General features: G+C 69.8%; 11 protein-coding genes. 4 read left to right on the top strand and 7 right to left on the bottom strand.

The window, feature by feature from the left end; all coding sequences use genetic code 11:
• Positions 1 to 27 precede the first annotated feature (27 nt).
• Positions 28 to 1,185 (bottom strand): MFS transporter, encoded by a 1,158-nt coding sequence (locus D1793_RS03435; protein ID WP_119023556.1) that lies wholly within the window; start codon positions 1,183 to 1,185, stop codon positions 28 to 30.
• Between the two features lie 215 nt (positions 1,186 to 1,400).
• On the opposite strand from D1793_RS03435, the gene D1793_RS03440 reads away from it, so the two are divergent.
• Positions 1,401 to 2,282 (top strand): DMT family transporter, encoded by an 882-nt coding sequence (locus tag D1793_RS03440; protein ID WP_119020893.1) that lies wholly within the window; start codon positions 1,401 to 1,403, stop codon positions 2,280 to 2,282.
• A gap of 114 nt (positions 2,283 to 2,396) precedes the next feature.
• Here the strand turns inward: D1793_RS03440 and D1793_RS03445 are convergent, their stop codons facing one another.
• The 6 genes from D1793_RS03445 to D1793_RS03470 form a co-directional block, all read right to left on the bottom strand.
• Entirely contained in the window at positions 2,397 to 2,939 is a 543-nt protein-coding gene (locus D1793_RS03445) for a hypothetical protein (RefSeq protein ID WP_119020894.1), read from the bottom strand.
• Positions 2,940 to 3,020: 81 nt separating this feature from the next.
• Positions 3,021 to 4,337, bottom strand: coding sequence for a DEAD/DEAH box helicase (locus D1793_RS03450; RefSeq protein ID WP_119020895.1), 1,317 nt, complete (start codon positions 4,335 to 4,337; stop codon positions 3,021 to 3,023).
• A 149-nt stretch (positions 4,338 to 4,486) separates the two neighbouring features.
• Complete coding sequence (locus tag D1793_RS03455) at positions 4,487 to 5,005, bottom strand: helix-hairpin-helix domain-containing protein (RefSeq protein ID WP_119020896.1); 519 nt, start codon at positions 5,003 to 5,005, stop codon at positions 4,487 to 4,489.
• An 82-nt stretch (positions 5,006 to 5,087) separates the two neighbouring features.
• A complete protein-coding gene (locus D1793_RS03460) occupies positions 5,088 to 5,681 on the bottom strand; it encodes an ABC-type transport auxiliary lipoprotein family protein (protein WP_240407763.1) in 594 nt (197 codons plus the stop codon).
• A 58-nt stretch (positions 5,682 to 5,739) separates the two neighbouring features.
• The gene (gene pqiB, locus D1793_RS03465; RefSeq protein WP_119020897.1) at positions 5,740 to 7,413 is read right to left on the bottom strand and encodes an intermembrane transport protein PqiB; all 1,674 of its coding nucleotides are present in this window, start codon (positions 7,411 to 7,413) and stop codon (positions 5,740 to 5,742) included.
• The gene (locus D1793_RS03470; protein ID WP_119023558.1) at positions 7,410 to 8,783 is read right to left on the bottom strand and encodes a paraquat-inducible protein A; all 1,374 of its coding nucleotides are present in this window, start codon (positions 8,781 to 8,783) and stop codon (positions 7,410 to 7,412) included. The genes pqiB and D1793_RS03470 overlap by 4 nt, the downstream gene beginning before the upstream one ends.
• A 198-nt stretch (positions 8,784 to 8,981) precedes the next feature.
• Between D1793_RS03470 and D1793_RS03475 the strand changes: the two genes are divergently transcribed.
• From D1793_RS03475 to cydB, 3 genes are all read left to right on the top strand, one after another.
• Complete coding sequence (locus D1793_RS03475; RefSeq protein WP_119020898.1) at positions 8,982 to 9,965, top strand: calcium/sodium antiporter; 984 nt, start codon at positions 8,982 to 8,984, stop codon at positions 9,963 to 9,965.
• A 298-nt stretch (positions 9,966 to 10,263) separates the two neighbouring features.
• On the top strand, positions 10,264 to 11,682 hold the full coding sequence (locus D1793_RS03480; protein WP_119020899.1) for a cytochrome ubiquinol oxidase subunit I: 1,419 nt from the start codon (positions 10,264 to 10,266) through the stop codon (positions 11,680 to 11,682).
• Positions 11,683 to 11,685: 3 nt separating this feature from the next.
• The gene (gene cydB, locus D1793_RS03485; protein WP_119020900.1) at positions 11,686 to 12,687 is read left to right on the top strand and encodes a cytochrome d ubiquinol oxidase subunit II; all 1,002 of its coding nucleotides are present in this window, start codon (positions 11,686 to 11,688) and stop codon (positions 12,685 to 12,687) included.
• Positions 12,688 to 12,689: the final 2 nt, after the last annotated feature.

Consider the following 12,689-nt stretch of genomic DNA (forward strand, 5'->3'; position numbering starts at 1 on the left):
TCACGGACAAGCTGGCGGTTCGCGTTGTCAGCGGGTGACCAGGCGCCCCTCGGCATCGATCTCCAGGCGGCGGTTGCGCCCAGCGAACAGGGCGAAGGTGGCGGCCAGCGCGCAGATCGCCATCAGCAGGCCGGTGATGGCGGCCAGGCCCAGATCGAGCTGCAGCATGACCCCTACGCCCAGCGGCCCCAGGGCGGCCAGGGTGTAGCCGCCGCCCTGGGCCAGGCCGGAGAGCTTGCCGGCCAGGCGTGAGTTGCCGGTGCGCAGCACGATCAGCGTCAGCGCCAGGCTGAAGTTGGCCCCCTGGCCGAGCCCCAGCAGCATGGCGCCCGGCCAGCGCAGCGCGTCCGGTCCTTGCAGCAGCAGCCAGAGGCCGGCCGCGGTGATGCCCAGCGACAGGCACAGGGCCGGGCGCTGGTCACGGCCCAGGCGGGCCAGCCATGGCGCCGAGAGCGCCGAGACCACCTGGATCATGACCGAGGCGCCCATGACCCAGCCGGCCTCGCCCTCGCCGTAACCCCGGGCCACCAGCAGGGTCGGCAGCCAGCCGAAGACGATATAGGCCAGCGACGACTGGAGCCCCATCAGCAGCATGACCTGCCAGGCCAGCGGCTGGCCGAGCACGGCGCGCATGGAGCCGCCGGCGCTGGGCAGCGTGGCCTCGTCCCGGCGTGGCGCCATCAGCAACCAGGCCGCCAGGGCCAGAACGGCAAGCGCCGCCCAGCTGGCCAGGCCCAGATGCCAGCCGCCCAGCCACTCGGTCAGCGGAATGGCGAGCCCAGCCCCCAGGGCGCCGCCCAGGCACAACGCCATGGTGTAGACGCCGGTCATCAGGTCGGCGCCGGCGGGCAGCTCGCGCTTGACCAGGGCGGGCAGTAGGGTGCCGGCCACGCCGATGGCGGCGCCCACCATCAGGGTGCCGAGGAAGAGGGTCGCGATCAGGGGAATGCCGCGCAGCGCGAGCCCGCCGGCCAGCAATGCGAGGCCGGCGGCCAGGGCCCGCTCCGGGCCCAGCCGCTTGGCCAGCAAGGGGGCCAGGGGTGCGAAGAGCCCCAGGCAGAGCACCGGCAGGGTGGTGAGCGCGCCGATGGCGAGCGGCGAGAGGCCGGTATCCTGCTGGATGCGAGTGAGCACCGGAGCGAGGCTTGAGAGGGCGGGGCGCAGGTTGAGTCCCACCAGCACCATCAGGCCGATGAAGACCAGCAGCAGGCGGCGGTTCGGTTGGGGGGAGCGGGGGTCCGTGGTCTCCGGCATCGCGGACATCGGCGTTGACTCGTCGGGTGAAGGGGGCAAATAGATTAGCATGTTAAGCTCCATGGCCCCACGTCGGTCGGCTGCCCCCCTCGGCACCCCCTCCCGGCCACCCTGACCTCGTACGGACTGTCACACGGAACCCTGCCATGACGCGCCCCCTGAGCCACTGGCTACTGCTGGTCACCCTCTCCCTGCTGTGGGGCAGCTCCTTTGCCCTGACCCGGATCGCGGTGGCCGAGCTGGACCCGGCCATGCTGGTGGTGGGGCGCAACCTGCTGGCAAGCCTGGCACTGCTCGGGCTGGTGCTGCTGCTGGGGCGCGCCTGGCCCCGCGGCGGGCGGCTGTGGGGCTTCATGCTGGCCATCGCCGTGGTGGGCAACATGACCCCCTTCCTGCTGATCAGCTGGGGTCAGCAGCGTATCGACAGCGGGCTGGCCGGCATCCTGATGGCGATCATGCCGCTCATGACCCTGGTGCTGGCGCACTTCCTGGTGGCGGGGGAGCGCATGACCTCTGCCCGGCTCACGGGGTTCGTGATCGGCTTCGCCGGCATCCTGGCGCTGGTGGGGCCCGCCGCGCTGCGTGAACTGGGCGGACAGGGCGAGACCCTGCTGGCGCAGCTGGCGGTGCTGCTGGCCGCCTGCTGCTACGCGATCAACACCATCATCGCTCGCCACAAGCCGGCCAGCGACGCCTGGTCGACCTCGGCACTGGTGCTGGGGATGGCCTGCCTGCTCACCCTGCCGCTGGCCCTCTTGCCCGCAGAGTCCGCTTGGCCCATGGGGCTCTCCAGCGGCGCGCTGTGGGCCGTGGTGGTGCTGGGCGTGCTCTGCACGGCGCTGGGCAGCGTGGTCTACTTCACCCTGGTGGCGGCCGCGGGGCCTACCTTCCTCTCGCTGATCAACTACCTCATCCCGCTCTGGGCGGTGGCCATCGGCCTGCTCTTCCTGGGGGAGCGCCCCGAGTGGAACCACCTGCTGGCGCTGGGGATGATCCTGCTCGGCGTGGGCGTCTCCCAGCGCCGCTAGGGCGTCGGCAAAGAGGCTCGTGGGCGGGGCCTTCGCAGAAGCCGGAAACGACACGACCGCCTTGCGGCGGCCGTGTCGTGAGTCGGGCGTTCGGGGTACCGGGGCGGGCAGGGTTCAGTCGCGGTCGCGGCGCCATTCGCGCCCGGCCTTCGGGCGCATGCCATCCTTGCGGTCGTGCTCCCGCCCTGCCAACAGGGGGTGATCCTCGTTGGCATTCTCGGGCCGGAACACCACCTGGCCCGGCGGCTGGTGCGTCCCCTGGGCGACCCGCTGGCGAATACCGGAGACGTCCTCGGCGCTGATCAGGGCGCCGGTGGGGTCCGGTTGGGCGACGAGAGGGCCCTGGTAGGTCCAGCAGCGCTGGGGCACCTGGGCCAGTCCCCAGTCTCGCCCCTGCCAGCGGGCCTGGCTGTCCGGGAGCAGCTCGAGCTGCTCCACGGGCACCAGTGCCTGGAAGAGCCTGGCGTTGAGTACCATGCCGCCGGTCGCCATCTTCACGGCGCCGGCGTAGTGGCCCTCCTCGAGGGTCGCCAGCACCGCCTTGCGGCTGGGCTTGGCCTCCAGGGTGGCGCGGCCACACAGGTGGAGCAGGTCGGCGTCGACCTGCTTGATCACCCAGACCTCGATGGTCGTCTTGCCCAGCAGTCGCTTCAGCATGGTCGTCAGGTTTCAGGGATCGACAGGGTGGCTACATTCGCATATTCAAATCGACTATTCCAGCAGCCCCGACAAGCCCTCTCAGGCCTGCCGGCGACCGCCGCCACCGCCGCCGCCACCGCGACGCCGGCGCGGCGCCTGGGACTGCTCGTCGCGGCCGCGCTGGCCCTGCCCGTTGCCACGCCCCTGACCGTTACCGCGGCCCTGGCCGCGACCGCCGCCGCCACGATTGCGACCGTTCTCGATCGGCTCGGGCTTGGCGTTGGGGTCGGGCTCGAAGCCGGGCTCGATGCGCTTCTCGAGATCGCGCTTGATCAGGCGCTCGATGCCCTTGAGCAGGCCGTGCTCGTCGACGCAGACCAGCGAAACCGCCTGGCCCTCGCTGCCGGCGCGCCCGGTGCGGCCGATGCGGTGCACATAGTCCTCGGCCACGTTGGGCAGCTCGAAGTTGACCACGTGGGGCAGCTCGCTGATGTCGAGGCCGCGGGCGGCGATATCGGTGGCCACCAGCACCTGCAGGTCGCCGCTCTTGAAGGCGGAGAGCGCCTTGGTGCGCGCCGACTGGCTCTTGTTGCCATGGATCGCCATGGCCGGGATCTCCTGCTTGGAGAGCTGCTCGGCCAGGCGGTTGGCGCCGTGCTTGGTGCGGGTGAAGACCAGTACCTGGTGCCAGTTGTGCTGGCTGATCAGGTGGGCCAGCAGCTCGCGCTTCTTCTCTCGGTCCACGCGGTAGATCGCCTGATCGACGGTCTCGGCGGTGGTGTTGCGACGCGCCACCTCGATCATCGCCGGGCGGTCCAGCAGCTTGTTGGCGAGCGCCTGGATCTCGTCGGAGAAGGTGGCCGAGAAGAGCAGGTTCTGGCGCTTCGGGGGCAGCACTTTCAGGATCTTCTTGATGTCGTGGATGAAGCCCATGTCGAGCATGCGGTCGGCTTCATCGAGCACCAGGATCTCCACCTTGGTGAGGTCCACGTGCTTCTGCTGCTGGAGGTCGAGCAGGCGACCCGGGGTGGCGACGAGGACATCGAGCCCGGGGCGGATGGCATCCACCTGGGGCTGCTGGCCCACGCCACCGAAGATCACGTGGCTCTTGAGGGTCAGGTGGCGGCCGTAGTCGGCCACGCTCTCGCCCACCTGGGCGGCCAGCTCGCGGGTCGGGGTGAGCACCAGGGCGCGCACCTCGCGGCGGCCGGGGCGCGGGCCATCGGCCAGGCGCTGGAGCATCGGCAGGGTGAAGCCGGCGGTCTTGCCAGTACCGGTCTGGGCGCTGGCCAGCAGGTCGCCGCCCTCGAGCACGGCAGGAATCGCCTGGCGCTGGATCGGGGTCGGAACGGTGTAGCCCTGTGCCTCTACGGCACGCAGCAGTTCGGCACGCAGGCCGAGGTCGGAAAAGGTCATGCGGTCTCCGCAGAAACGCCTCGGCCGCGCCACGCAACGTCGCGTGGCCAGTCCCGGGCCGGGGCGTGAGAAATTCGGGTAGGCGCGGCAGGAGGGACTCGATGGTTGCCGCGTGGCCGCATTATGCCAGATCGAAGCGGCCGGCGCAGCTACTTCCCGTCCGCGTCCGCTGCGAGGCTTGTGCGGATGCGGGCCAGGGTGGCGGCGTTGAGGCCGGTGATCTCGTCGAGGCCCTCGGCGCCGAGCTCGCGCAGCTGGTCGAGGTCGCTGATGCCGTGGGCGAACAGGCGCCGGGCCGTGACCGGGCCGATGCCGTCCAGGGCGGTCAGCCCGCGGGCATGGCGGTTGAGGAAGGCCTCGTGGGCGTCCTCGTCGAGGCCGTCGCAGGCGCCATCCTGGTAGAGCTGACACGCCAGGCGGTCGACCCCGCGCCGCACGTCGGCAAGCATCGGCAGCGCCACGAAGTCATGCTGTGCGGCCAGGGCGTCGAGCTCGGCCAGCGCCCGGTCGGCGACCCCGAGCTCCGCCAGGGCCTCCTGGCCGTGGGTGTCGCTGGCCAGGGCGATCAGCAGGGCGCGGCGGGCGCGCCGGGCCATCTCGCGCAGCTCGAGGGCGATGGCATGGCGGAACTCGCGTTCGGCGAGCTCCCGGGTCAGGTCGTCGTGCATGGTGTCATCCCTGTCGGTGAAAAGATGTCCCTGGGGGCCTCAGATGACCATAGCCCAGCGCCGGGCGCTCTGCCTGCGGCGCTCAGCGCGCGCGGCGCACCGCCTCGGCGAGCTGGTCGGCCGCGCTGTCCCAGCCGCGGCCCAGGGCGCGCACCAGTGCCGGGTAGCCGTCGTCGTCGAGCTCGGTCTCCACCTGCAGGGGCGCCATGGCAAGCAGGCGCCCCTCGGCGTCGCGCAGCTGCCACTGGCCGCCGATCACCGCCAGGCCGTCGTGACGGCCCTGGAAGCGGTCGAGCTCCAGGCGCAGGCTGAGGGCGCCGGGTTCGCGCACGCCGGCCTCGTCCAGCATCACCCGGGTATCGGGCAGCCGGGCGGCCAGGCGCAGGCGCAGGCCGCGCTCGAGCTGGCGGCCCAAGGCCTCGGCCCACTGATGGCCGCGGGCCTCCACCAGGGTAATGTCATCCACCTGCATCACCAGGCCGTCCACGTCCAGGTAGTGGGCCAGACGCGGCGGGCGCAGCAGCAGCAGGTGAGTCGCCTCGGCGCCGGCCGCCGAGCCTGCCGCCTCGGGCAGGGTATAGCGCGCAGGCTGGGGGCTCGAGCTGGCGCAGCCGGCGAGCCCCGCCGTCACCGTGAGGGCCGCCAGGGCGGCCAGCATCCATCGCCTCGTCATCATCTCGTCTCCTTGTCGAGGGCCGTCTTGTGCCGACAGTCGCCGTCAGTCGCCATCGTACTCACCGCGGGGCCCGGGGCATGGGGTCCTCGGTCTCCAGGCTGTCGAAGAGCAGGGCGCGGGGGTTGTCGGAGAGGGTGCGTGCCACCGGCTGGAGGTCCCGCATCAGACGCTCAAGGCGCTCCACGGCGCCGGTCAGCTCCTGGTAGGCGCTGGAGCCGGGCGACACCCCCTGCAGGGTCTCGCGCAGCTCCACCAGGGTGGCGTTGAGGTTGGCCGGCACCTCCCGGGTGCCCGGGTCCGCCAGCAGGGCGTTGAGCGAGGCGGAGAGCTCGCGCACCTCACCCAGCATCGCCTCGGAGGCGGCCAGGTTGCGATCGAGGCCGGCCAGCAGCGGCTCCACCTCCAGGTCATTGAGCTTGGCCAGCAGCTCGGTCACCTGCGCCTCGATCAGCGCAAAGCCGCCGGCGACCGTGGGGAAGACCGTCTTGTCGGCGAAGGTCTCGGCCACGTGCTGGCCGGCCAGGTCGCTGTTGAAGTTGAGGTCGACGAACAGCGCCCCGGTGAGCAGGTTGCCGCTCTTCAGGCTGGCGCGCAGGCCCACGCCGAACAGGCGGTCGAAGCGCTCGCGCCATTCGGAGAGCACGACGTCCTGGTTCTCGATGCCCAGTCGCTGCGGCTCGATGCGGATCAGCACCGGGATCGAGAAGCCGGTGCGGCCCTCGGGCTGGGGGGCGTTGAAGTTCCAGGGGACCGCCGCCACGGTGCCGATGCGCACGCCGCGGAACTCCACCGGCGCGCCTCGGGAGAGGCCGCGCACCGAGTCGTCCACCAGCAGCACGTACTCCAGGTAGCGGTTGAAGGTGCCCTGGCGGGCGCTGTCCTCGTCGGGATAGAGGTTGAAGGTGACGTCGGGCTCCACCGGGCCGCCCAGCGGCAGGTCCTCCGGCACCCCGAAGGTGACGCCGCCCCCCAGCAGCGCCTCGAAGGACTCCACGTTGACCCGAAAGCCCTCGGAGTCGAGGCGCAGGTCGATGCCGCTGGCCGACCAGAAGCGGGTGCTGTCGGTGACCAGGGTGTCGTAGGGCGCCTCGATGAAGATGCGGTGCTGCATGCGCCGGGTCTGGGCATCGAAGAGGGCGTCCTCGACGCGGCCCACGGTATAGCCCTGATAGGTGACCGGGTCACCGACCCGAAGCGAGTTGCCGAGCTGGCTGACCAGGTTGATGCGCAGGCCAGCCGCCCCGGCCGGGGCCACCGGCGGCTGGTCGCTGACCTGGAACTCCCGGGAGGCGGTCTCGCTGCTGCCCGGCTCGAGCTGGATGAAGGCGCCGGAGAGCACCGTGCCCAGGCCGCTGATCCCCTCGCGGCCCACGCGGGGCTTGACCACCCAGAAGCGGCTGTCCTCGACCAGCATGGCGTCGGTGTCGGGGCTCATGCGGGCGGTGATCACCGCCGTCGACAGGTCCTCGGAGAGCTGCACCCGCTCCACGCGGCCCACCTGGACGTTGCGGGTCTTGATGAGGGTGCTGCCGGCCTCGATCCCCTCGGCGTTGGCCATCACCAGGGTCACCTGGGGGCCGCGGCTGCGGTAGTTGTCATAGACCAGCCACAGGCCGATCAGGATGGCCACGATGGGCACGATCCAGATCGGCGAGAAGCGGGCCTGGGGAGAGGGCTTGGCCCGGTGCAGGTCCTGGTCGGGCGCGGCCTCGCCGCGGGGGGTATCGCTCATCCGGTATTTCCTTGTGAATCCTGGCGGGTGACGTGGGGCGCCGGGTGCGTGCCCTCTGGGGTTCGTCGGCGGTCATCGCGGGGCAGCGGGGCATCCCAGAGCAGCCGCGGGTCGAAGGTCATGGCCGCCAGCATGGTGATCACCACCACGGCGCCGAAGGCCAGGGCGGCGGGCCCAGGGGTGATCGACATCAGCGAGCCGGCACGGATCAGCGCCACCAGGATCGCCACCACGAAGATGTCGATCATCGACCAGCGGCCGATGAATTCGGTGAGCCGGTAGAGCCGGGTACGCACGGCGGCATTGAGCTCGCTGCTGCGGCTCACCACCAGGCAGAGCCAGGCCAGCGCCACCAGCTTGCCCACCGGCACGATGACGCTGGCGATGAAGATCACCGCGGCCACCGGCCAGGAGCCTAACTGGACCAGCTCCACCACGCCGCCGATGATGGTCGAGGGGCTCGTGTGGCCGAGGCTGGTGGTGGTCATGATCGGGTAGACGTTGGCGGGAATGTACATCACCGTGGCGGCGGCGAGCAGGGCCCAGGTGCGCTGCAGGCTGTGGGGCAGTCGGGCGCGCAGACGGTCGCCGCAGCGTCGGCAGCGCCCGCGCCCTCGTTCATCCAGGCGACCGATCAGGCCGCAGGTGCCGCAGCCGGCCAGTCCCTGGGGGGCGGCGGTCTCGCCAGTGCGGGTGCCCTCCGGAGCCCGGGGCTCGCCGGCCAGGGAGAACCACATCCAGTCGGCATCGATGGACTGGGTGGTGAAGAGCAGCAGCAGGGCAAAGGCGCAGAAGGCCCAGAAGGAGACCCCCAGCTCGATCTGGGCCATGCCGGCGACCTTGATCAGGCTGACCAGGGCGCCAATGATGAAGACATCGGCCATCATCCAGGGGTTGAGCTGGGCCAAGGAGCGGGCGATGGCGCGGCTGGCGGGCAGCGGGTCATCGCGCAGCAGGCCGAGCTGCAGCCAGATCACTCCCAGCAGGTAGACCGCCGGCAGCACGATGATGGTGAGGATCACTGCGCCGGCCACCACCGGTTGATGAAAGCCGATCAGGGTGGTGGCGGTCTGGGAGAGCTCGATGCGGTTGCCCACGCCGCCCACGCTGAAGCTGATGAAGGGAAAGGAGAGCGCCATGGCCAGCGCCAGCAGGGCCGATAGCGCCAGCGCCATGCTGCGCTGGGCTGGCCGCAGGTGGCGCTTGACCAGCGTGTGCCCGCAGCGCGGGCAGTCGGCCTGTTCGCCGCCGCGCAGCGGGGGGAGGGCGACCACCCAGTCGCACTCCTGGCAGGCGCGCAGGCGTCGCCGCGCCCGGGATTCGGGCGGCGTGCGATCGACCCTCGGGGCCTCGGTGGGCAACGAGGGCATGCGATCCAGAAGGCGAAGGGGGCGCTGGGCCAAGGGCGTGGTCACTCCTGCTGACGGCACGGTGCCGGGCTTCACCCGGGGCGGTAGGGGGCCTACACTCTCGGCCCTGGGCGATGGGTCTCGGACAAAAGTGTGACACGTTGACGCAATGCGTACCATAGAGAAACATGCACTCCTGAATGTGGCTGAGGCAACACGATGATCCTTCCTGCAGTAGCGGTGGTGGCAGGCCTGGTCCTGCTGGTGTGGAGCGCCGAGCGCTTCGTCGACGGAGCGGCGGCATCCTCCGCCCGTTTCGGTGTCTCGCCGCTGCTGATCGGCATGCTGGTGATCGGCTTCGGCACCTCGGCGCCGGAGCTCGTGGTCTCGGCGCTGGCGGCGGGGCAGGGCAATCCCGGCCTGGCGCTGGGCAACGCCTACGGTTCCAACATCGCCAACATCGGCCTGATCCTCGGCCTGGTGGCGCTGATCTCGCCCCTGGCGGTGCACTCCAGGGTGGTGCGCCGCGAGATGCCCATCCTGGGGGCGGCGACCCTGCTCTCGGCGCTGCTGATGTGGGGCGGCGTGGTGGGGCGGCTGGAGGGGGCGCTGCTGCTGGCGCTGCTGGCGCTCTTCATCGGCGTGAGCATCTTCCGTGCCCGCCGCGAAGGCGCCGACGCCCTGGGCGCCGATACCGAGGAGAGCCTGGCGGAGCACCCGATGTCGCTGGGCGCCGCCCTGGCCTGGACCGGCATCGGCCTGGTGCTGCTGGTGGTCAGCTCGCGCATTCTGGTGTGGGGGGCGGTGGCCATCGCTCAGGGCCTCGGCGTCAGCGACCTGATCATCGGCCTGACCGTGGTGGCGGTGGGCACCTCACTGCCCGAGCTCGCCTCTTCCATCAGCGCCCTGCGGCGTCGCGAGCACGACCTGGTGCTCGGCAACGTGGTGGGCTCGAACCTGTTCAATACCCTGGGAGTGGTGGGGCTCGCCGCGGTGATCCACCCCATCCAGGTCGGTGCCGAGGTGCTGCTGCGCGACTGGAGCCTGATGGCGGCCATGACCGTGCTGATGGCGGTCTTCGCCCTTGGCTGGCGCGGCCGGGCGGGGCGCATCAACCGCCTGGAAGGCGGGGTGCTGCTGGCCATGTACCTCACCTATACGGCCTGGCTGGTGCGTCTGGTACTGGGCGGCGGTGGGGGCTGAGCGGGGCGGCTGCGACAAGAAGACACACTGACTGACGTCAACTTTCCTCCCGGTGGCGGGTCCTTAATAGTAGGATAATCACAATGACGGAATAAGCTTAGACCTCCTGGTTATCGAATGCCCTCCCACCGGAGGTCGTGCGATACCCCTGCTGCTAGGCTGAAGCCGTCACTGGTGTCCAGGTGGAATGCGTCACGGCGGGCCTCTGAGGAGCCTGTCGAAGGCACAACAAGCACGGAGCGTGCATCCGCATCCCTTGCGACGTACCCGAGTCCATCGCCGTCATGAGGATTGCGACATGGAACTGGATCCCCTGCTGTTGTCACGATTGCAATTCGCCTTCGTGGTCTCCTTTCACGCCATCTTCCCGGTCTTCACCATCGGGCTGGCGTCCTATATCGCCCTGCTGCACGGGCTCTTCTATCGGACCGAGAACCCCGTCTGGGATCGTCTGGCCCTCTTCTGGACCAAGGTCTTCGCCGTGGTCTTCGGCATGGGGGTGGTGTCGGGCATCGTGATGTCCTTCCAGTTCGGCACCAACTGGAGCAACTTCTCCTACGCCTCGGCCAACTTCCTCGGGCCCATGCTCAGCTATGAGGTGGTCACGGCCTTCTTCCTGGAGGCGGCCTTCCTCGGCGTGCTGCTCTTTGGCCGCGGCAAGGTGCCCCAGGGGGTGCATCTCTTCGCGGCCTGCATGGTCGCCTTCGGTACCTTCATCTCATCGTTCTGGATCCTCTCGGCCAACAGCTGGATGCAGACCCCCGCGGGGGTAGAGCTCATCGACGGCAGCTTCCGGGTGCTCTCCTGGAGCGAGGCGATCTTCAACCCCTCTTTCGGCTGGCGCTTCGCCCATATGGTGATGGCCTCCTTCCTGACCGGTGCCTTCGTGGTGGCCGGGGTCAGCGCCTGGTACCTGCTGATCCGGCGTGACGTGGAGGCCAACCGCCGGGCCCTCTCCATGTGTCTGTGGCTGCTGCTGGTGCTGACCCCCACTCAGGCGGTGGTCGGCGACTTCCACGGCCTCAATACCCTGGAGCACCAGCCCACCAAGGTGGCGGCCATGGAGGGCAACTGGGAGACCCGCGGCAATGTCCCGCTGCTGCTTTTCGCGATTCCCGACCAGGAGGCCCAGACCAACCGCTTCGAGATCGGCATCCCGAGCCTGGCCAGCGTGATCCTCAAGCATGACCCGGCCGGCGTGGTGCCCGGCATCAGCGAGGTACCCCCGGAGGAGCAGCCGCCGGTGTGGATCGTCTTCTGGGCGTTCCGTGTCATGGTGGGCCTGGGCTTTGTGATGATCGGCGTCGCTCTCGCCGGGCTCTGGCTGCGCCGCGGCGGGCGGCTCTACGAACACCGCGGCTTCCTGCAGACGCTGCGGCTGATGAGCGTGACCCCCTTCATCGCGGTGCTGGCGGGCTGGATCGTCACCGAGGTGGGCCGCGCCCCCTGGCTGGTCTACGGCATGCTGAGCCATGCCGAGGGGCTCACGCCGTCGCTCACCGGCGGCATGGCGCTCTTCACCCTGGTGGGCTACGTGGCGGTCTACGCAGTGGTGTTCTGGGCCGGGGTCTACTACCTCACCCGAGTGGTGCGCCAGGGAATGCTGCCCGAGGACGAGCGCGACAGCGTGGAGGGCGAGGTGCACCGCCCCAAGCGCCCGCTTTCCGCCGCCCATACCCCCTTCGAGCATGACGCCTCGCCCACCTGGAGGAGATAGGCCATGGAGATGTTTGATCTTTCATTGATCTGGGCGCTGATCATCGGCTTCGGGGTGATCATGTACGTGGTGATGGACGGCTTCGACCTGGGGCTCGGGATCCTCTATCCCTTCGCCCCGGACGAGGCCTCCCGGGATGTGATGATGAACTCGGTGGCCCCGGTGTGGGATGGCAATGAGACCTGGCTGGTGCTGGGCGGGGCGGGGCTGCTGGGTGCCTTCCCGCTGGTCTACTCGGTGTTCCTGCCCGCCCTCTATATTGGCGTCTTCCTGATGCTGGCGGGGCTGATCTTCCGCGGGGTGGCCTTCGAGTTCCGCTTCAAGTCGCGCCGCAACCGGCACTGGTGGAACCGTGCCTTCTGCTGGGGCTCGGCGGTGGCCGCCTTTGCCCAGGGCGCCGTGGTAGGGGCCTATATCCAGGGCTTCGCCGTGGAGGACTTCACCTACGTGGGCGGCGCCCTGGACTGGCTGACGCCCTTCACCATCCTGACGGGCATCAGCCTGATGGCCGGCTATGCGCTGCTCGGCGCCACCTGGCTGATCCTCAAGTCCGAGGGGCATGTCCAGGCGTGGGCCTACCGCATCACCCCGGTGCTGTTGCTGGCGGTGCTCGCCGCCTTCGTGATGATCAGCCTGTGGACCCCGATGGTGAACCCGGGCGTCTTCGAGCGCTGGTTCGATCATATCCACCTGATCTGGGTCTTCCCGGTGCTGGCGCTGGCCTGCGCCGGCTGGCTGATCGCGGCGGTCCATCGCCGCCAGGAGGGGCAGCCCTTTGTCGCGACGCTTGGCCTGTTCATCTTCACCTACCTGGGCCTGGTGGCCAGCAAGTGGCCGGTGATCGTGCCGCCCAACTACACCATCTGGGACGCCGCCTCGGCGCCGGAGTCACAGCTTTTCCTGCTGATCGGCGTGCTGTTCGTGATTCCCATCGTGCTGGCCTATACCGCCTGGACCTACTGGGTCTTCCGCGGCAAGGTCAAGGTGGGCGAAGGCTACCACTGAGC

The organism is Halomonas sp. JS92-SW72 (genome assembly GCF_003547075.1).
Taxonomy (GTDB): Bacteria; Pseudomonadota; Gammaproteobacteria; order Pseudomonadales; family Halomonadaceae; genus Halomonas; species Halomonas alkalicola.

Excerpts from the sequence above, each read along its gene's own strand:
- D1793_RS03435 (WP_119023556.1), bottom strand. The coding sequence starts at position 1,185 with ATGGTGCTGGTGGGACTCAACCTGCGCCCCGCCCTCTCAAGCCTCGCT.
- D1793_RS03440 (WP_119020893.1), top strand. The coding sequence starts at position 1,401 with ATGACGCGCCCCCTGAGCCACTGGCTACTGCTGGTCACCCTCTCCCTG.
- D1793_RS03445 (WP_119020894.1), bottom strand. The coding sequence starts at position 2,939 with ATGCTGAAGCGACTGCTGGGCAAGACGACCATCGAGGTCTGGGTGATC.
- D1793_RS03450 (WP_119020895.1), bottom strand. The coding sequence starts at position 4,337 with ATGACCTTTTCCGACCTCGGCCTGCGTGCCGAACTGCTGCGTGCCGTA.
- D1793_RS03455 (WP_119020896.1), bottom strand. The coding sequence starts at position 5,005 with ATGCACGACGACCTGACCCGGGAGCTCGCCGAACGCGAGTTCCGCCAT.
- D1793_RS03460 (WP_240407763.1), bottom strand. The coding sequence starts at position 5,681 with ATGATGACGAGGCGATGGATGCTGGCCGCCCTGGCGGCCCTCACGGTG.
- pqiB (WP_119020897.1), bottom strand. The coding sequence starts at position 7,413 with ATGAGCGATACCCCCCGCGGCGAGGCCGCGCCCGACCAGGACCTGCAC.
- D1793_RS03470 (WP_119023558.1), bottom strand. The coding sequence starts at position 8,783 with ATGCCCTCGTTGCCCACCGAGGCCCCGAGGGTCGATCGCACGCCGCCC.
- D1793_RS03475 (WP_119020898.1), top strand. The coding sequence starts at position 8,982 with ATGATCCTTCCTGCAGTAGCGGTGGTGGCAGGCCTGGTCCTGCTGGTG.
- D1793_RS03480 (WP_119020899.1), top strand. The coding sequence starts at position 10,264 with ATGGAACTGGATCCCCTGCTGTTGTCACGATTGCAATTCGCCTTCGTG.
- cydB (WP_119020900.1), top strand. The coding sequence starts at position 11,686 with ATGGAGATGTTTGATCTTTCATTGATCTGGGCGCTGATCATCGGCTTC.